We start from the raw sequence: 16,698 nt of genomic DNA, 5'->3' as shown, positions 1-16,698 counted from the left end.
ACCCCGCGAGGAAAGGGCGCACGTGACGGAGACCGCCACCGACAGCTACCAGGACTGGCTGCGCGAGCGGCTGCCGGTGCGCGGGCTGCGCGGCAAGGCGGCCGCCGTGCTGGAGGTGCTGCTGTCGCAGCCGCGCCGGGCCGCGTTCGGCTCCGCCGGGGAGCTGGCGCAGCTCGCCGGCGTCAACGTCGCCACCGTCACCCGTACGGCGCAGGCGCTCGGCTTCGCCGGCTGGCCCGCCCTGCAACAGGAGTTGCGCGCCCGCTACCTGTCCTCGCTCAGCGCCGGGCAGGTCGCCGCCGAGCACCGGGGCACCGGCTCGCCCAGCGCCCGCTCGCTGCGCCGCGACCTCGACAGCCTCGCCCTGCTCAACCGGCGCCTCGACGAGGGCGCGCTGCTCACGATCGCCGAGGCCGTGGCGGGGGCCCGCCGCACCGTCATCGTCGCCGACGGCAGCTACGCGGCCGTCGGGATCGCGCTGGCCCACAACGCCCGCCTGGCCGGCTACCCGGTGCACGCCGTGACCGGCGGTGACGCGGAGCTGGCGAACGTGATGGCCGCGATCGGCGAAGGCGACGTGCTGATCGCGATCAGCTTCTGGCGTCTGTACGAGAGCACGGTGCTGGCCGCCAACGAGGCCCGATCGCGCGGCGTGCGCGTGTTCGCCGTCACCGACGCCGCCAGCCCGGCCCTGGCCGGCGCCGCCGAGCAGGTCGTGATGGTGCCGGCGGAGGGCGAGGCGTTCTTCCCCTCGCTGACGGCCGGCATCGCCGTGGCCCAGGCGCTGGTCACGCAGCTCGCCGCCGTGGACCCGGCGCGTACGGGGGCCTCGATCGAGGCGGCGGAGGCGATGTGGGGCAAGTTCGGCCTCCTCCACCGCCGGCCCGCCGCCCCCGACCAGCGCTCAGCCCTCCCAGGAGGCCACGGCGCCGACCACTCAGCCCCCTGAGGAGGCCACGGCGCCGATCACTCAGCCCCCTGAGGAGGCCACGGCGCCGATCACTCAGCCCCGTGCGGAGCCGATGGCGTCGAGGATCAGGCCGATCACCTCGTCCCGGCGCGGCACCAGGTAGAAGTGGCCGCCGGGCAGCACGTGCAGCTTGAACCCGGCGCGGGTCAGCTCGCCCCACCCCTCGGCGAGGGCCGCGTCCACCTCGGGGTCGGCGTCGCCGATGATCGCCGTGATCGGGCAGTCCAGCGGCTCGGCCGGACGGCTGCGGTAGGTCTCGGCGAGCCGGTAGTCGGCGCGCATGATCGGCAGGATGTACGCGCGCACGTCGGGCTCGTCCAGCAGCTCGGGCGCGGTGCCGCCGAGCCGCCGCAGCTCGGCCACCAGGTCCTCGTCGGTGGCGCGGTGCACGGTGCCGGGGCGGGGCACGTGAGCGGGCCGGCGCCCGGAGACGATCAGGTGGGCGGGCCGGATCCGCAGCGCCGTCTCGTACGCGAGCACCGAGCCCATGCTGTGCCCGAACAGCACGGCGGGGCGGTCGAGCAGCGGCCCCATGGCCTCGGCGATCTGGTCGGCGAGCAGGTGGGCGTCGCTGACGGGCGCCTCCCCCATCCGGTCGGCGCGGCCGGGGTACTGCACGGCCCGCACCTCCACGCTCGGCGGCACCGCCCGGTGCCAGTCCCGGTAGGCCGCGGCGGCGCCGCCGGCGTGCGGGAAGCAGAACAGCCGCAGGGCGGCGTGAGGGCGGGGGTCCAGAGCGTGGAACCAGGTCATGCGGTCTCCTGCGACGGCCGGGGGTCACGGTCATGTCCTACTGAACCAGCCGTCCCGGACGGACGTCACGCGGGCCCGGCCGCGAGCGGCAGCCCGCCTCTGGACGAGCGTCGCACCGGCCCGGCCGTAACCGGAAGCCCGCCTGTGGACGAGCGTGGCACCGGCCCGGCCGTAACCGGAAGCTCGTCCCCGGCGGCATCGCGGCAGGGACCCGGGCCCGCGTAGGATCCGTGCGTGATCTCCTTACGGGTCGTCATTCCCGCTGTCGTGACGGCGGGTGTGCTGATCGCGGCCGGGGTCCTGGTGCTCGGCCGCGACGGTGACGCCGAGCCGGCGCGCGAGCGCCTGGTGCGGGCCGCCACCACGCCCGGCCCGACCGTGCTGGTGGACGCCCGGGGCACGGTGCTGGCGGAGTTCACGGGCGAGTGCGGGAGCGGCCGGTACGCGTACGTGTGCGAGCGGGTGCGCACCGAGCTGGAGGCGAACGCCCCGGAGCTGCTGACGGGCAAGCCGGGCCTGACGGTCAGGACGGCGATCGACCCGCGCGCCCAGGAGGCCGCCCAGCAGGCCGTCGACCGCTACGTCGGCCGCGCGGACGAACATCTCGCCCTGGAGGCGATGGTCGTGCCGGGCAGCGGCGAGATCAGGGCGCTGGCCGCCAGTCACGACGAGCTGCGCGGTTACAAGGGCTTCCAGCAGGGCAGCACCGCCATGGTGTACACGCTGGCGGCCGCTCTGGAGGGCGGCCTGCGCATCGGCGACGGTTTCCCGTTCGCCGCGAGCTACCGGGCGCCGACGTACGCGGCGTTCAAGAACTGCAAGGGCCAGAACGTCGGCGACCCGACCCACAGCGTGCTCAACTTCGAGCGCGGCGGAGGTGGCTTCACCACGCTGGAGTCGGGCACCCTGGCCAGGCAGAACACGTTCTTCGTGCAGCTGACCGAGCGGGTCGGGCTGTGCGAGAGCGTGCGGATGGCGCAGCGGCTCGGGCTCGAACGGGCCGACGGCCTGCGCCTCCAGGAGTTCGAGACGTTCGCGCTCGGCGTCAACGAGGTGGACCCGGTCGCGGTGGCCACCACGTACGCCACGCTCGCCGCCCGCGGCCTGCACTGCGCGCCCCGGGTGGTGACGGAGGTCAGCGACCGGAGCGGTTACCGGCGCTCGTTCCCGCCGCGCTGCGAGCAGGCGGTGGAGGCGCCGGTCGCCGACGCGGTGACGGGCGTGCTGGAGCGGGCGCTGGCCAAGGGCCCGCTGAAGGGCCTCGGCCGCGACGCGGCGGGCATGGACGGCACGATGGACTCCAACGTCAGCGCCACTTACGCCGGATACACGCCCGCCCTGGCGGCGGCCGTCGCCCTCGGCCACCCCGACGGCTACCGGCGCCCGCTGACCGGCGTCACCATCGGGGGCAAGCGTTACGCGGAGGTCGAGGGCACCACCATCCCCGGCCCCATCTGGAAGGACTCCATGAAGGCGGCCCTGGACGGCACCGGGGCCACGTCCTTCGCCCCACCCGACACCACGCGGTTCGGCGGGTGCAGCAGGGCCTGCGCCGACTGACCCGCGAGCCAGGAGGTCCGATGAGACCCGTGGATCGCGCCGAGTACCTGGGGTACACACCCGCCACCGAGAGCCGCCGGCTGATCGCGAACGGCCTGCCCAAGGAGCTGCCGGAGACGCTCGGGGGCCGGCACCGGTTCACGCCGCTGTCCCTGTTCGTGGGCGACGGCCTGGCGGCCACGGCCTTCGCCCGGCTCGACGGGGTGGGCGCGTTCTGGCTGGACGTGTGGCTGCTGTCGCCCAGGCGCGGCGGCCGCTGGAACCTGCGCACGGGCGGCACCGTCGCGGCCGACCCGTGCGACGAGAACGTGCTGCGCCCGCGCCCGGCCGCCGCCGCGCTCGACGGGCACGCCGACGCCGGAGACAGCACCCGCTACAACGCCAGCCCCGTGCCGTGGCTGCGCCGCCCCTACCGGTGGGTCGGGTACGGGATCGTGCGGCTGTCGGCCGAGGTGGGCGTGGTGCGGCTCGGGGAGCGGGATGTCATGGTGCCGGAGCACGGGCTGCAGGCGCTGGCGTGGCGCCCGGGCCGCCACGGCGTGCCGGCGGACCTGCTCGGCCACCGCGGCGAGCACCTTGCGGTCCTCACGCTGAGGTGATCGAAGGGTTCGCCAGGCGGGCGAGGTGCCGGTCGACGAGCGCGATCACGTCGTGCGGCGAGTAGAGCCCGATCAGCGCGGGCTGTCCCAGCCCCTGGGCGAGGGCGAACAGCGCCCGCGCCTCCTGGTCGGGGTCGAGCCCGGCGGCGAGCTGCCCGGCGGCCTGCGCGGCCCGGATCTGGCCGGCGTAGAAGCCGAGCACCAGCGGCAGCCCGGCCCGCACCATCGCGCCCAGCTCGTCGGAGACCACGGACCTGGCCAGGAAGGCGAGCCCGACGCGGGCCTCGAAGCGGCGGGTCTCGTCGAGCGGCAGGACCTCCAGGATCGCCGCCCGCAGCAGGCGCAGCGGATCGTGCTGGTCGGCGGCGGTCACGCGGAGCGCGATGCGCGCGTTGAGCTGCTCCAGCGCGACCCGCAGCATCTCCTCCTTGGTGGCGAAGTAGTGCTGGACCGCGCCCATGGAGATGCCGGCCTCGGCGGCGACCTCGCGCAGGCTGACGCTGTCGAGGCCCTTGGCGTCGATGATCCGGTGCACGGCCTCGGCGATCAGCAGCCGCCGCGCCTGGTGATCGACGATCTTAGGCATCCAGGAGCGGCTCCAGCTCGGCGACGGCGTGGTCGCGGTGGACGTTGAGCGTGGTGACGGCGTCGTCGGCGGAGCGGCGGCGCAGCGCGTCGAGGGCGGCGCGGTGCTCCTCGATCACCCGCTCCCGGTTGCCCGCGTCGCCGTAGTACATGGACCGGTAGGCGTCGGTCGTGTCCCACAGCGTGCGGATCAGGCGGGCCAGGCGCGGCCGGCCCGCGCAGTCGAACAACGTCATGTGGAAGGCGCGGTTGGCCGTCGCCATGGCGGCGACATCGCCCGCCGCCGCGGCCCGCTCGACCTCCTCCTGCGCCGCCTCGATGCGGCCGAGGTCGTCGTCGGTGAGACGGGCCACCGCCGCGCGCACGGCCTCCTCCTCCAGCAGCTCGCGGATGCGGTAGACCTCGCGCAGGTCGTCGAGGGAGAGCATGACCACGCAGTAGCCCTTGTGCGGCTTGTAGGTGACCAGCCCCTCGCCTTCGAGCGTCTTGAGCGCCTCGCGCAGCGGGACCCGGCTGACCTGCAGCTCCTCGGCGAGCGCGTCTTGCCGGATGGGGGTGCCGGGGCGCAGGCGGCCGGTGGTGATGGCGCGGCGCAGCTCTCCCAGCACGAACTGCTGGGCGGTGGGCGGCCTGCGTCGTGCCTCGTCCGGACTCACTGCCTCAATATCTCACGAACCCAGGCGTCGTCCTGCCCGAGCGCGGGCGGGGGGCGGTGGTAGGAGGGCGGAGTGGCGCTGAGGCGGATGGGGTTGGCGACCTGGCCGGCGCCGCCCAGCTCGACGGACGGCTCCAGCCCCAGCTCGCCGGCCAGGGCGAAGGCGGCGGCCAGGTCGTTGATCGGCCCGCACGGCACCCCGGCGGCCGTCAGCCGCTCGAACCACTCGTCGGCCGTGCGCCCGGCCAGGGCCGCGTTCAGCTCGGGGACCAGGGTGTCCCGGGCGGCGACGCGGGCGGCGTTGGTGGCGTGGCGGGGGTCGTCGGCGAGGTCCTGGCGGCCGAGGGCGAGGCAGAGCGCGCGGTACTGGCGGTCGTTGCCGGCCGCGATCACGATCGGGCGGTCGGCGGCCTGGAACACCTCGTACGGGACGATGCTCGGATGCCGGTTGCCCATGGCCTGCGGGACGACGCCGGCGGCGGCGTAGGCGGAGGCGTGGTTGGTCAGCGCCGACAGCAGCGACGACAGGAGCGAGACCTCCACGTGCTGACCGGCGCCTCCCGGCGCCTGCTCGGAGGCGGCGCCGCCCAAGCGGCCGCCCTGGCCTGTGTGGTCGCGGTGGCGCAGGGCGGCCAGGATGCCGAGGGCGGCGTGCAGGCCGGTGATCACGTCCACCAGCGCCACCCCCGCCTTCGTGCCGGGCCCGCCGGGCTCGCCGGTGACGCTCATGAGCCCGCCGACCGCCTGCGCGATCAGGTCGTACCCGGGCAGCTCGGCCCCGGCCCCCGACCCGAAGCCGGTGATCGAGCAGTACACCAGGCCGGGGTTGAGCGCGCGCAGCGCCTCGTAGCCGAGCCCGAGCCGGTCCATCGTGCCGGGCTTGAAGTTCTCGACGAGCACGTCCGCCCGTGCCGCGAGGGCGCGCGCCACCTCGGCGTCGGCGCGCAGGTCGAGCGCGATGGAGCGTTTGTTGCGGTTCACGCCGAGGAAGTACGTCGCCTCGCCGGAGGGCGCGTAAGGAGGCCCCCAGGCGCGGGTGTCGTCCCCGGTGCCGGGCCGCTCGACCTTGACGACGTCGGCGCCGAGGTCGGCGAGCAGCATCGTGCAGTAGGGCCCGGCCAGGACGCGGCTGAAGTCGGCGACCAGCAGCCCGGACAGCGCTCCGCTCACGCCGGCGCCCCCAGGTAGACGGTGACGGTGCGGGTGTAGAACTCCCTGGCGGCCCGCCCCTGCTCCTTGGGCCCGAAGCCGCTCTGCTTGGCGCCGCCGAACGGCACGTACGGGAACGTGCCCGCCGACTCGGAGTTGACGTGCAGCACGCCGACCTCCAGCCGGTCGATCGCCGCCAGCGCCGTGCCGAGGTCGCGGGTGAAGATGGCGGCGGACAGGCCGTGCTCGCTGAGGTCGGCCAGCCCCAGCGCCTCCTCGGTGCTCGACGCCCGCACGGCGCCCACGACGGGCCCGAACAGCTCGGTGCGCCAGAAGTCCACGCCGGTGCCCGGCAGGTCCAGCACGGTCGGCGGCACGAACCAGCCCTCGCGCTCCAGCGGCTCGGCCCCGGCCAGCGGCTTGGCGCCCGCGCCGACGGCCTGCCGCACCCCGGCGGTGACGCGGTCGCGCGCGGCGGAGCTGACGAGGGGGCCCATCTCCACCTCGGGCGCCAGCGGGTCGCCGACGACGAGCCGGGCGGCGCGGTCGGCCACCCGTTCCAGCAGCTCGTCGGCGACCTGGGTGGCGACGACGAGCCGCGAGGTGGCGGTGCACTTCTGCCCGGTGGACCGGAAGGCTCCGAGGCAGACCTGCTCGGCGGCGTGGTCGAGGTCGGCGTCGGCGAGGACGACGGAGGCGTTCTTGCCGCCCATCTCGGTCTGCACGGGCTTGCCCAGCTCGCCGCAGCGGGCGATGACGGCCCGGCCGACGGCGGTGGAGCCGGTGAACGACACCGCGTCCACGCCGGGGTGGTCGACGATGGCCGAGCCGGCCTCGGCCTCGCCGTACACGAGGTTGAGCACGCCGTCCGGCAGGCCGGCCTCGGCCAGCGCCCACGCCAGCCGGTAGGCCAGCAGCGGCACCAGCGAGGACGGCTTCCAGACGACGGTGTTGCCGTAGGTGAGGGCGGGGCCGATCTTCCAGGCGGGGATGGCGATCGGGAAGTTGAAGGGTGTGATGAGCCCGGCGACGCCGATCGGCTTGCGGACGACGAGCACGCTCTCGCCGGGGCGCGGGGAGGCGAAGACCTCGCCGCTGTCGCGGTCCGCCTCGCTCGCGTAGTACCGCAGGACGCGGGCGGAGCCCCGGACCTCGGCGACGGCCTCGGGCAGCGTCTTGCCCTCCTCGCGGGCCAGCTCGGCGCCCCACTCCTCGGCGGCGGCGTCCACGAGGGCGGCGGCGCGCAGGAGGATCTCGGCGCGGGCGTGGTGCGGGGTCGCGGCCCAGCCGGGCGCGGCGTCGCGGGCGGCGGTGATCGCCCGCGCCACCTCGCGCGCGGAGGCGAACCGGCCGCGCGCCACGACCTCGGAGGGCCGCGCGGGGTTGGTGTCGGCGAACTCCTCGCCCTCCCCCTCGACCCAGCGGCCACCGATGAGATTCAGAACGTCCATGGTCAACGCACCCTAACTGTGCCATATTGGATTTTCAATATTGGATCCAAAATATGGAGATCGCCGATGATCGCACCCACCGCCCTGTTCGCCCTGGACACGCTGCTGACCGACGAGGAACGCGAGATCAGGAGCACGGTCAGGCGCGTGTGCGACCGGGAGATCCGGCCGCACGTCGCCGGCTGGTTCGAGGCCGGCGAGCTGCCCGCGCGCGAGCTGGCCCGCACGCTCGGCTCGGTCGGCGTCCTCGGCATGCACCTCGACGGGTACGGCTGCGCCGGCATGGGCGCCGTCGCGTACGGCCTGGCCTGCCTGGAGCTGGAGGCCGCCGACTCCGGCCTGCGCAGCCTCGTCTCGGTGCAGGGCTCCCTCGCCATGTACGCGATCTGGAAGTACGGCAGCGAGGAGCAGAAGCAGGAGTGGCTGCCCGCGATGGCGGCCGGGGAGCGCATCGGCTGCTTCGGCCTGACCGAGCCCGACTTCGGCTCCGACCCCGGCGGCATGCGCACCACCGCCAAGCGCGAGGGCGGCGACTGGGTGCTGAACGGCACCAAGCTGTGGATCACCAACGGCTCGGTGTCGGACGTCGCCGTGGTCTGGGCCCGCACGGACGAGGGCATCAGGGGCTTCCTGGTGCCGGCCGGCACCCCCGGCTTCACCGTCAACGACGTCAAGCACAAGATCTCCCTGCGCGCGAGCGTGACCAGCGAGCTGGTGCTCGACGGCGTGCGCCTGCCCGCCGACGCGATGCTGCCCCGCGCCAGGGGCCTGTCCGGGCCGCTCGGCTGCCTGAACGAGGCCAGGTTCGGGATCGTGTTCGGAGCGATGGGGGCGGCGCTGGACTGCCTGGAGACGGCCATCGCCTACGCCTCCGACCGGGAGGTGTTCGCCCGGCCGCTGTCGTCGTACCAGCTCACCCAGGAGAAGCTCGCGGACATGGCGCTGGAGCTGGGCAAGGGCCTGTTGCTGGCCGTGCACCTCGGGCGGCTGAAGGAGGCCGGCACGCTCACCCCCGAGCAGGTGAGCGCCGGCAAGCTGAACAACGTGCGCGAGGCCCTGGAGATCGCCAGGAAGTGCCGCACGCTGCTCGGCGCCAGCGGCATCACCCTCGAGTACCCGGTGATCAGGCACTCGGTGAACCTGGAGTCGGTGCTCACCTACGAGGGCACCTCCGAGATCCACGCGCTGGTCATCGGCAAGGCGCTGACCGGGATCCCCGCGTTCAAGTAGGGCCGCTCAGAAGGTCTGCCAGGTCGCCTCGGTGACCTGGCAGGGCCCGCCCTGGTGCACCCGCAGCCGCCCGGCCGGCAGGTCGAGGCCGATCGTGGCGAGCGTCTCCCAGCGCTGGTTGAGCGGCTGCGTGAGGTCGGGGTGTGCGCAGACGGGCGCGCCCTCGGGGGCGTGGCTGAGCATGGCCAGCGCCCGCGCGTTCTGGTCGGGGCCGCTCAGCCCCTCGACGTGGGCCTCCAGGTGGCGGAAGCGGTCGTAGGTGCCGGGCCGCTCGGTGGCGTGCCGCTCCCCCGCCGCCAGGCCGGCGTCGAGGAAGTGGTTGCAGTGCAGCAGGACGCCGTCGGGGCCGGGCGGGATGGCCGCCGCCCCGGCCGGGGAGATTTCGATCGAGGCCGCCTGGTGCTCGGTGACGACGGTGATGACGGTCGAGGCCGACACCCGGGCGGAGCGGGCGATGCCGGTCGCCTCCTCGACGGTGGCCGCCTCGTCGAGGATGCGGCGGGCGATGAGGTGCACCGGCACGCCCAGGTCGGCGGTGTCGGAGTCGTGGCGCAGGATGTTGAAGTGCACGCCGAGCCCGGCGTCGGTGACGCCGATCTTGGCCAGCGTGCCCGCCTCCGTGAACGTGCGCACCACGCGGCCCGAGTCGAGCTCGTACTCCCACAGCACCGGCGCGTCGCGCAGGTGGTCGTGCCAGTCCCACGTCTGCACCGTGCGCGGCGGGCCGTCCGGCGGCAGCACCACCGACGTCGAGCACTCGCCGTGCCCCACCATGTCGATGGCGGCCAGGATCTCGGTGCGGGCGTTGATCACCGCGACCTGCCACGGCTCCAGCCCCGCGCCCGCCGCGATGCCGGCGATCTCCTCGGCCTGCGCCGGCGCCCAGCCGGCGACGGCCTCCAGCGCCCGCTCGCCCCACGCGCGCACCTGCCCCGCCCCGGCCCCGGCGACCGCGAACAGGTCGGTGTAGCCGGCCAGGTTCGCGGCGATCCGCCCGCGCAGGTGGGTGCCGAACTCCTTGCCACGGGCCCGCGGATCGGTCTGGCTGCTGGTGAACGTGGGAAAACTCATGACCTGCCCATCAACTCGGCGAGCCGCGGGTTGTCGGCGGCGGCGGAGGCGCGGACGCGGGCGTACCGCTCGGCGTCGATGTCCTGGCTCAGCTTGAACACGCTCTGCTGCGTACGAACACGCACGCGAAAGGCCACTACCCCGGGCAGCAGCGCGCGGAACCTCTCCCGCGAGGCGGGCGTCGGCTCCCACGACGGCGAGCGCAGCGACTCCGCCGCCGCCACCGTCCGCTCCACCACCTCCAGGGCGTCGTCGATCAGCTCCACCCGGCCGGTCACGTGCACGGCCGCGTAGTCCCAGGTCGGGACGGCCGGGTCAGTGCCGTACACGGTCGGCGAGACGTACCCGTGCGGTCCGGAGAACACGACGAGCACGTCGGGCGAGGACGCGAAGGAGCGCCACTGCGGGTTGGCCCGCGCCATGTGCCCGACCAGCGTGCCGTCCTCGCCCGGCAGCACAGGGGCGTGCGTGGCCACCGGCACGCCGTCCACGGTGCTGACGACCAGGGCGAACGGGTTGCGCCTGATCAGCTCGGCCTCCTGGGCGGGGTTCTGTGCCGCGTACCGCGGTGCTGTCCACATGCCGTTACTCCGCCGCGCTCAGGATCGCGTCCCACGCGACCTCGGAGGCCAGCGTGCCCAGGCCGGTCGGCTTGACGCCGCTCAGCTCGACCTCGTCGGTCGTCATCGCGAACATCGTGTCGCCGTCCGTCAGCGTGTGGAACGGCTGGATGCCCCGGTGCATCGAGCTGTGCACCTGGCGGCCCACCTGCAGCAGCTCGACGTCCGACAGCTTCACGTTCGTGACCATGACGGTCAGCGTCGTGTTTCCCATCACGGCCGGGGCCTCGGTCAGCTCGGCGTAGTCGGCGCTCGGGTGGCGGCGCTCGCCCAGCTCCGGATGGTAGTTGCCGCGCACGACCCGGCCCTGCCGGTCGATCACCGCGCCCACCGAGTTCACCACGGTCGCCACCAGTACCTTGATCTCGCCGAACGTGCCGAACGCGGCGCCCTGCCCGGCGAACTCGGCCCGGCCGAAGTCCACCTTGCCCGCGCTCGCCGTGCGGCCCGCGCCGCACCGGCCCACCGGGAACTCGCCCTCCCTGGCCCACCGCAGCGCGGCCCGGCCCAGCTCGGCGTCCGGGTAGACGGCGGTGTCGCGGCAGGAGAAGTCGTAGATGACCGCGCCCGACACCAGCTGCAGCTCGTCCCACTTGGTGACGTTGTTCCGGCGCGACAGCAGCTCGTCGCTCACGCCCGCCGCCGCGGCCAGCCCGTACACCGAGCCGCCCGCCAGGCAGATCGCGTGGTTGAAGTCGTAGCCGCCGCTCATGCCGACCGCGCCGCCGCGCGCGTCCACGGCCGTGCGGGCGCCCCTGGGCAGGTGGATCACGGTGCAGCCGGTGGGGCCCTCGCCGTACTCGGCGGTGCCGACGAGCACGCCCGGCAGGTCGAACGCGACCGAGCCGCGCCCCGGGCTCGGCTGCGGGGTCAGCGGCAGGTCCGCGTTGCGCGGGACGCCCGGCGCGAACGCCGACGGTGTGGCGAGCCGATGGGTCACAGTGCCTCCAGCAGTTGCTTCGAGTACTCGTGGGAAGGGCTGGTGTAGAAGGTGCGGGTGTCGGCGGTCTCGACCACCTCGCCCCGGCGCATGACGGCGATCCGGTCGGCGACGTAGCGGACCGCGCCGAGGTCATGGGAGATGAACAGGGCGCTGAAGCCGTACTCCGCCTGCAAGTCCTTGATCAGGTTGAGGATCTGCACCTGGACGGAGACGTCCAGCGCGCTGACCGCCTCGTCGAAGACGATGAAGCCGGGCCTGGTGACCAGGGCGCGGGCGATGGAGACGCGCTGCCGCTGGCCGCCGGACAGCTCGTGCGGGTAGCGGTCGGCGAAGTCCGCGCCCAGGCCGACGTGCTCCAGCATCTCGGTGACGGCGGTCCGGTCCGTGCGGCCCAGCACGTCCAGGGGCTCGGCGACGCTCGCGCCGACGCGCATGCGCGGGTTCAGCGACCAGTGCGGGTGCTGGAGCACGGCCTGCATGCGGCCGGCCAGCTCGCGGCGGCGCTTCGGGAACGGGCGGCCGTCGAACCTGACCGTGCCGGACGTGGGGCGGCGCAGGCCGAGCGCGACGTGGCTGGTGGTGGTCTTGCCGGAGCCGGACTCGCCGACCAGGCCCAGCGTCTCGCCCTCGGCGACCTGGAGCGAGACGTGCCGCATGGCGTCGAGGTGGATGCGGCGCAGCGGCGGGCCGGCGGCGAAGGTGACGGTGACGTCGTCGAGTTCGAGGATCACGCGGTCACCTCCGTCGTGTTCGGCGCGGGCTCGATCGGCGCGGCCAGGCGGTCCTCCAGCTCGATCGCTTTGTGGCACAGCACGTCCTGCTCCCTGACGCGGACCGGGGCCGGGCGCTCGTGCGCGCAGCGTTCCTCCGCGAACGCGCAGCGCGGCGCGAAGGCACAGCCCGGGGACGGGCCCGTGAGCACGGGCGGCCGGCCGGGAACGGGTTCGAGCCGGACCCCGTGGGCCGCGGCGGCGGGCGCGGACCGGGCCAGCGCCGCCGTGTAGGGGTGGGCGGGGTGGCCGAGCACCTGGGCGGCGGGCCCCGACTCGACCACGCGCCCGCCGTACATGACCGCCACCCGGTCGCAGCGGCGGGCCACGGCGGGCAGGTCGTGGCTGAGCCACAGGATGCTGGTGCCCGCCTCGGCGGCCAGCGCGAAGATCACGTCCGACACCTCCTCGCGGACCTGGCTGTCCAGCGCGGCGGTCGGCTCGTCGGCGACCAGCAGGTCCGGCGAGGTGGCCATGGCCATCGCGATCGCCACCCGCTGCGCCATGCCGCCGGAGAGCTGGTGCGGGTACGCGCGCAGCACCCGCGGATCGTCGAGCCGGACCCGGCCCAGGTGGAAGCGCACGTCGCCGCCGCGCCCGAGCACCAGGCGGAGCTGGTCGCCGACGCGCATGGTCGGGTCGAGCGAGCCGATCGGGTCCTGGAAGACGAACCCGAGGTGCTTCCTGCGCAGGTGCCGCAGCCTGGCGGCGGGCAGGTCGAAGACCGGCTCCCCCGCCACCAGCACCTCCCCGTCGGTGCGCCGGGCGGCGCGCGGCAGCAGCCGGCCCACGGCGGAGCCGAGCGTGGACTTGCCCGACCCGCTCTCGCCGACCACCCCGACGCTCTCGCCCTGCGCCACCTCCAGGCCGGCGCCGTCGAGCGCGCGGGTGCGGGCGTAGTCGATCACCAGGTTCCGTACGGAGAGCAGGCTCATGTCAGTGACCTCGTCTCTCGGGGTTCGAGCCGGTCGCGCAGCCCGTCGCCGACCACGTTGATCGCCAGGATCGCGGCCACGAGCACGACGCCGGGGCCGAGGATCAGCCAGGGCGCGGCGATCATGTACGTGCCGCCCTGCTGGATGAGCACCCCGAGCGAGGCCTGCGGCGGCTGCACCCCGAAGCCGAGGAAGCTCAGCCCGCCCTCGACGGCGATGCCGACCGACAGCGCGTAGGTGCCCTGCACGGCGATCGTGCCGGCCACGTTCGGCAGCACGTGCCGCACGAGCACGCGCGGCAGCCGGGCCCCGCTGATGACGGCGGAGGTGACGTAGTCGCGCTGCGCGACGGCCACGGCGGCGGCCCGCACGAGCCGGGTCATCAGCGGGATCGTCACCAGCACGATGCTGGCCAGCGCCGCCGTCTGCCCGGGGCCGAGCACGGCCGCGACCAGGATGGCCAGCACGATGGCGGGGAAGGAGTAGAGCACTTCCACCAGGCGCATCACCAGCTCGTTCAGGTAACCGCCACGGTATCCGGCGAGGATGCCGAACGCCGCGCTCAACACCGCCGTGACCAGCACGGCGATCGACGACAGCAGCAGGGTCGTGCCGACGCCCTCCATGACGCGGGGCAGCACCGAGCGGCCCAGGTTGTCGGTGCCGAGCCACCAGCCGGGGCCCGGCGGGCGCAGGCGCGGGCCGACGATCGCGTCCGGGTCTCCCCCGGCGCCGACGAGCGAGCCCAGCGCGAACAGCACCAGCACCGCCAGGCAGGCGAGCCCGCCGATGGACAACCGATCGAGCCTTCTCATGCCCGCCTCCCCGCCATGACGCCCAGCCGGGGGTCGATGGCCCCGACGAGCAGGTCGATCAGCACGTTCATGACGATGAACACCCCGGCCGCCAGCAGCACCCCGGCCTGCACCACCGCGTAGTCGCGGCGGCCGACGGCCTGCACGATGTAGGAGCCGACGCCCGGCAGGTTGAACACGTGCTCCACGATCAGCGCGCCGCCCAGCAGGTACGCGGTCGTCGTCCCGATGAGCGTGACCACGGGGGTGGCGGCGTTGCGCAGGATGTGGTGCCTGACGATGGACCACGGCGACTCGCCGCGCCCGACGGCGGCCGTCACGTACGGCTCGACCAGCACGCCCATGACGGCGTCGCGGGTGGTCCTGGCGGTCACCGAGATGGAGAAGACCGACAGGACGGCGGCGGGCAGGATCATCGTGGCCAGGTTCGCGGCGGGGTCCCGGGTGAGCGGCACCCACGAGCCGACCTGGAGGCCGAGCGCGTACCGGGAGAAGACGAACACGACCAGGCTGCCCAGCACGAACTCGGGCACGCTGACGCCGAGCCCGCTGAGCAGCCGGCCGGCCGCGCCGCCACCGGTCGGGCGGGCCCGCACGGCGGTCAGCACGCCCAGCGGCACCCCGAGCAGCACGCTCGCGGCCACCGCCAGCACGGTCAGCTCGGCCGTCACCGGCAGGCGGGCCAGCAGCTCCGCGCCGACCGGCTGGCGGCTGATCATGGAGAAGCCGAAGTCGCCGCCGGCGACGGCGGCCAGCCAGTGCCCGTACTGCACGAAGACCGGCTGGTCGAGCCCGTAGCGGGCGGCCAGCTCCGCCTTCTGCTCGGGGGTGGCGAACGGCCCGAGCACGGTCTCGGCGAAGCCGCCCGGCATCAGGCGGACGGCGGCGAAGATCAGCACGGAGACGCCCAGGAGCGTGGCGGCCGAGCTGAGCGCCCGGCCGGACCACCACATCAGCAGCCGCATGGCTATTGGGACTTCTTCACGCGGGCGTCGGCGACCAGGCGCAGCACGTTGCCGTAGCCCTCGGTGGCGTACAGGCTCGGGCTGAGCTGGTCGGCCCGGTAGGCGACCGTGGCCGGGCGGGTCACCAGGGGGATCATCTGGGCGTCCGCGTCGGCCTTGGCGCACACCTGGGCCAGCGCCTCGTCCCTGCCCTCCGCCTGCTTGTTGGCCGCGTCGATGAGCGTGCTCAGCTCCTTGTCCGGCTTCATGAAGCCGGCGTTGAAGCCGGCCGTCTCCGGGTTCCACCACTTGGTGACCATGCCGGGGTCGGCGTAGCCGGCGAACCACGACAGGGCGGCGTCGAACTCGGCGGGCGCCTTGCCGTACACCTTTCCGGACCAGCTCGCCTCGTCCATCTGCTCGATCTTGACGGTGATGCCGGCCTGCTGCAGGTTCTGCTGGATGACCTGGGCGACGGCGGGGGCGGGCTCGGTGTTGAAGATCGTCAGCGTGAACGACAGGCCCTCGGCGCCCGCCTCGGCCAGCAGCTTCTTGGCCTCCTCCACGCTCTTCGCGGCCGACGGGAGCGCGGCCGGGTCGCACGAGCCGGGCAGGCCGGCCGGGGTGATCGCGGTCGGCTTCCCCTTGCCGCCGAGCGCGATGTCAGCGATCTGCTGGGCGTCAAGCGCGATATTGATGGCCTGGCGCACCTTGGGGTCGGCGAGCTTCGAGCCCGGCTTCAGGCTGTTGAGCATCAGGTAGTAGAAGTCCGTGGTCGCCTGCGTGACGACCTTGACGTCCTTCGCGCCGGCCAGCATCGACGCCGAGTCCACGTTGCCCAGCGTGGCCAGCGCGGCGCCGCCGTTCTGCAGGGCCGCGATGCGCGCGGCCTCCTCGGGGGCGATCGTGATGTTCAGCGTGTCGGCGGCCGGCTTGCCCTGGTTCCAGTACGTGTCGTTGCGCCTGAACGTCCACGACACGTCCTGGCGGTGATTGTCCACCACGTACGGGCCGGTGCCGAGCAGTGTCGTGGCCGGGTCCACCGACTTGTCGTCGATCTCCTTCATCGGCAGGATCGCGGCCGGCACGTTGGCCAGGGCCGCGAGGAACGGCGTGTACGGCTCCTTCAACATCACCTTGACCCGGTCGTCGCCGTCCTTCGCGATCTCGTCCACCGGCCCGAGCTGGCCCGCCCACACCCCCTTCGAGGCCAGCAGCCGCTTGAGGCTGCCCACGACGTCGTCGGCCGTCATCTTCCTGCCGTTGGAGAAGGCCACCCCCTTACGCAGGTGGAAGACGTACGTGCGGTCGTCGGGGGTGTCCCACTTCTCGGCGAGCAGCGGCTGGACGCTGAAGTCGGGGCCCACCGTGACCAGCGTCTCGTACGACAGCGACAGCAGCTGCCAGGTCGTGGCCACGTCGGCGAGCTGCGGGTCGTAGCCCGTGGCGGCGCCGCTGTCGATGTGCACTTGGAGGTTGAGCGTGCCGCCCGGGGCGAGCGCCTGGTCGGCGACGGCCAGGAAGCCGGGGGCGGCCGTCTCCTGGGCGGCGGCTTGCGGGGTGGTGGTCGTTCCGGTGGCGGCGCAGGCCGAAGCCAGCAGGGCTGCCGCGGCACCGCAGGCCAGGCGCGGGTAACGCATGGGCCTCG

The 16,698-nt window shown here is 74.0% G+C and carries 17 protein-coding genes; 4 read left to right on the top strand and 13 right to left on the bottom strand.

The window, feature by feature from the left end:
* Window positions 1–22 precede the first annotated feature (22 nt).
* Window positions 23–949 (top strand): SIS domain-containing protein, encoded by a 927-nt coding sequence (locus tag HCN51_RS41475; protein WP_168017513.1) that lies wholly within the window; start codon window positions 23–25, stop codon window positions 947–949.
* Window positions 950–1,003: 54 nt separating this feature from the next.
* On the opposite strand, the gene HCN51_RS41470 is transcribed toward HCN51_RS41475, so the two are convergent.
* A complete protein-coding gene (locus tag HCN51_RS41470; protein WP_168017512.1) occupies window positions 1,004–1,723 on the bottom strand; it encodes a thioesterase II family protein in 720 nt (239 codons plus the stop codon).
* A gap of 234 nt (window positions 1,724–1,957) precedes the next feature.
* Between HCN51_RS41470 and HCN51_RS41465 the strand changes: the two genes are divergently transcribed.
* Entirely contained in the window at window positions 1,958–3,283 is a 1,326-nt protein-coding gene (locus HCN51_RS41465) for a PBP1A family penicillin-binding protein (RefSeq protein ID WP_168017511.1), read from the top strand.
* Between the two features lie 20 nt (window positions 3,284–3,303).
* Complete coding sequence (locus HCN51_RS41460; RefSeq protein WP_168017510.1) at window positions 3,304–3,882, top strand: hypothetical protein; 579 nt, start codon at window positions 3,304–3,306, stop codon at window positions 3,880–3,882.
* Here the strand turns inward: HCN51_RS41460 and HCN51_RS41455 are convergent.
* From HCN51_RS41455 to HCN51_RS41440, 4 genes are read right to left on the bottom strand one after another with little or no spacing between them, the layout of a single operon-like run.
* A complete protein-coding gene (locus HCN51_RS41455) occupies window positions 3,869–4,468 on the bottom strand; it encodes a TetR/AcrR family transcriptional regulator (protein WP_168017509.1) in 600 nt (199 codons plus the stop codon). The two genes, HCN51_RS41460 and HCN51_RS41455, sit on opposite strands and share 14 nt — an antisense overlap.
* Complete coding sequence (locus HCN51_RS41450) at window positions 4,461–5,123, bottom strand: GntR family transcriptional regulator (protein ID WP_080041608.1); 663 nt, start codon at window positions 5,121–5,123, stop codon at window positions 4,461–4,463. The genes HCN51_RS41455 and HCN51_RS41450 overlap by 8 nt, the downstream gene beginning before the upstream one ends.
* The gene (locus tag HCN51_RS41445; RefSeq protein ID WP_168017508.1) at window positions 5,120–6,292 is read right to left on the bottom strand and encodes a CoA transferase; all 1,173 of its coding nucleotides are present in this window, start codon (window positions 6,290–6,292) and stop codon (window positions 5,120–5,122) included. The genes HCN51_RS41450 and HCN51_RS41445 overlap by 4 nt, the downstream gene beginning before the upstream one ends.
* Window positions 6,289–7,722 carry an aldehyde dehydrogenase family protein gene (locus HCN51_RS41440; RefSeq protein ID WP_206068487.1) on the bottom strand — a complete coding sequence of 478 codons (1,434 nt, stop codon included), beginning with the start codon at window positions 7,720–7,722 and terminating at the stop codon, window positions 6,289–6,291. The genes HCN51_RS41445 and HCN51_RS41440 overlap by 4 nt, the downstream gene beginning before the upstream one ends.
* Before the next feature lie 66 nt (window positions 7,723–7,788).
* Here HCN51_RS41440 and HCN51_RS41435 point away from each other — a divergent pair, with 66 nt between their 5' ends.
* Complete coding sequence (locus HCN51_RS41435) at window positions 7,789–8,952, top strand: acyl-CoA dehydrogenase family protein (RefSeq protein ID WP_168017506.1); 1,164 nt, start codon at window positions 7,789–7,791, stop codon at window positions 8,950–8,952.
* Between the two features lie 6 nt (window positions 8,953–8,958).
* Here the strand turns inward: HCN51_RS41435 and HCN51_RS41430 are convergent, their stop codons facing one another.
* Genes HCN51_RS41430 through HCN51_RS41395 form a run of 8 tightly spaced genes read right to left on the bottom strand, consistent with a single transcriptional unit; the run spans window position 8,959 to window position 16,690 of the window.
* On the bottom strand, window positions 8,959–10,023 hold the full coding sequence (locus HCN51_RS41430; protein ID WP_168017505.1) for a C45 family autoproteolytic acyltransferase/hydrolase: 1,065 nt from the start codon (window positions 10,021–10,023) through the stop codon (window positions 8,959–8,961).
* A complete protein-coding gene (locus HCN51_RS41425; protein ID WP_168017504.1) occupies window positions 10,020–10,604 on the bottom strand; it encodes an FMN-binding negative transcriptional regulator in 585 nt (194 codons plus the stop codon). Before HCN51_RS41425 ends, HCN51_RS41430 begins: the two co-directional genes overlap by 4 nt.
* 4 nt (window positions 10,605–10,608) lie before the next feature.
* Complete coding sequence (locus HCN51_RS41420) at window positions 10,609–11,583, bottom strand: P1 family peptidase (protein ID WP_346433982.1); 975 nt, start codon at window positions 11,581–11,583, stop codon at window positions 10,609–10,611.
* Window positions 11,580–12,317 carry an ABC transporter ATP-binding protein gene (locus HCN51_RS41415; protein WP_346433981.1) on the bottom strand — a complete coding sequence of 246 codons (738 nt, stop codon included), beginning with the start codon at window positions 12,315–12,317 and terminating at the stop codon, window positions 11,580–11,582. Before HCN51_RS41415 ends, HCN51_RS41420 begins: the two co-directional genes overlap by 4 nt.
* Entirely contained in the window at window positions 12,314–13,291 is a 978-nt protein-coding gene (locus HCN51_RS41410) for an ABC transporter ATP-binding protein (RefSeq protein WP_168017503.1), read from the bottom strand. Before HCN51_RS41410 ends, HCN51_RS41415 begins: the two co-directional genes overlap by 4 nt.
* Entirely contained in the window at window positions 13,288–14,106 is an 819-nt protein-coding gene (locus HCN51_RS41405; protein WP_168017502.1) for an ABC transporter permease, read from the bottom strand. Before HCN51_RS41405 ends, HCN51_RS41410 begins: the two co-directional genes overlap by 4 nt.
* Window positions 14,103–15,071, bottom strand: coding sequence for an ABC transporter permease (locus tag HCN51_RS41400; RefSeq protein ID WP_168017501.1), 969 nt, complete (start codon window positions 15,069–15,071; stop codon window positions 14,103–14,105). Before HCN51_RS41400 ends, HCN51_RS41405 begins: the two co-directional genes overlap by 4 nt.
* Window positions 15,072–15,073: 2 nt before the next feature.
* Window positions 15,074–16,690 carry an ABC transporter substrate-binding protein gene (locus HCN51_RS41395; protein WP_168017500.1) on the bottom strand — a complete coding sequence of 539 codons (1,617 nt, stop codon included), beginning with the start codon at window positions 16,688–16,690 and terminating at the stop codon, window positions 15,074–15,076.
* Between the last annotated feature and the right edge of the window lie 8 nt (window positions 16,691–16,698).

It is taken from the genome of Nonomuraea composti (assembly GCF_012034275.1).
Lineage (GTDB): Bacteria > Actinomycetota > Actinomycetes > Streptosporangiales > Streptosporangiaceae > Nonomuraea > Nonomuraea composti.
Note: the sequence above shows the minus strand (reverse complement) of the source record. Positions and strands in the feature narration are given on the sequence as shown.

What these genes read in the sequence shown, in the direction of transcription:
- HCN51_RS41470 (WP_168017512.1), bottom strand. Translation starts at nt 1,723, where the DNA reads ATGACCTGGTTCCACGCTCTGGACCCCCGCCCTCACGCCGCCCTGCGG.
- HCN51_RS41460 (WP_168017510.1), top strand. Translation starts at nt 3,304, where the DNA reads ATGAGACCCGTGGATCGCGCCGAGTACCTGGGGTACACACCCGCCACC.
- HCN51_RS41455 (WP_168017509.1), bottom strand. Translation starts at nt 4,468, where the DNA reads ATGCCTAAGATCGTCGATCACCAGGCGCGGCGGCTGCTGATCGCCGAG.
- HCN51_RS41440 (WP_206068487.1), bottom strand. Translation starts at nt 7,722, where the DNA reads ATGGACGTTCTGAATCTCATCGGTGGCCGCTGGGTCGAGGGGGAGGGC.
- HCN51_RS41435 (WP_168017506.1), top strand. Translation starts at nt 7,789, where the DNA reads ATGATCGCACCCACCGCCCTGTTCGCCCTGGACACGCTGCTGACCGAC.
- HCN51_RS41430 (WP_168017505.1), bottom strand. Translation starts at nt 10,023, where the DNA reads ATGAGTTTTCCCACGTTCACCAGCAGCCAGACCGATCCGCGGGCCCGT.
- HCN51_RS41425 (WP_168017504.1), bottom strand. Translation starts at nt 10,604, where the DNA reads ATGTGGACAGCACCGCGGTACGCGGCACAGAACCCCGCCCAGGAGGCC.
- HCN51_RS41410 (WP_168017503.1), bottom strand. Translation starts at nt 13,291, where the DNA reads ATGAGCCTGCTCTCCGTACGGAACCTGGTGATCGACTACGCCCGCACC.
- HCN51_RS41405 (WP_168017502.1), bottom strand. Translation starts at nt 14,106, where the DNA reads ATGAGAAGGCTCGATCGGTTGTCCATCGGCGGGCTCGCCTGCCTGGCG.
- HCN51_RS41400 (WP_168017501.1), bottom strand. Translation starts at nt 15,071, where the DNA reads ATGCGGCTGCTGATGTGGTGGTCCGGCCGGGCGCTCAGCTCGGCCGCC.
- HCN51_RS41395 (WP_168017500.1), bottom strand. Translation starts at nt 16,690, where the DNA reads ATGCGTTACCCGCGCCTGGCCTGCGGTGCCGCGGCAGCCCTGCTGGCT.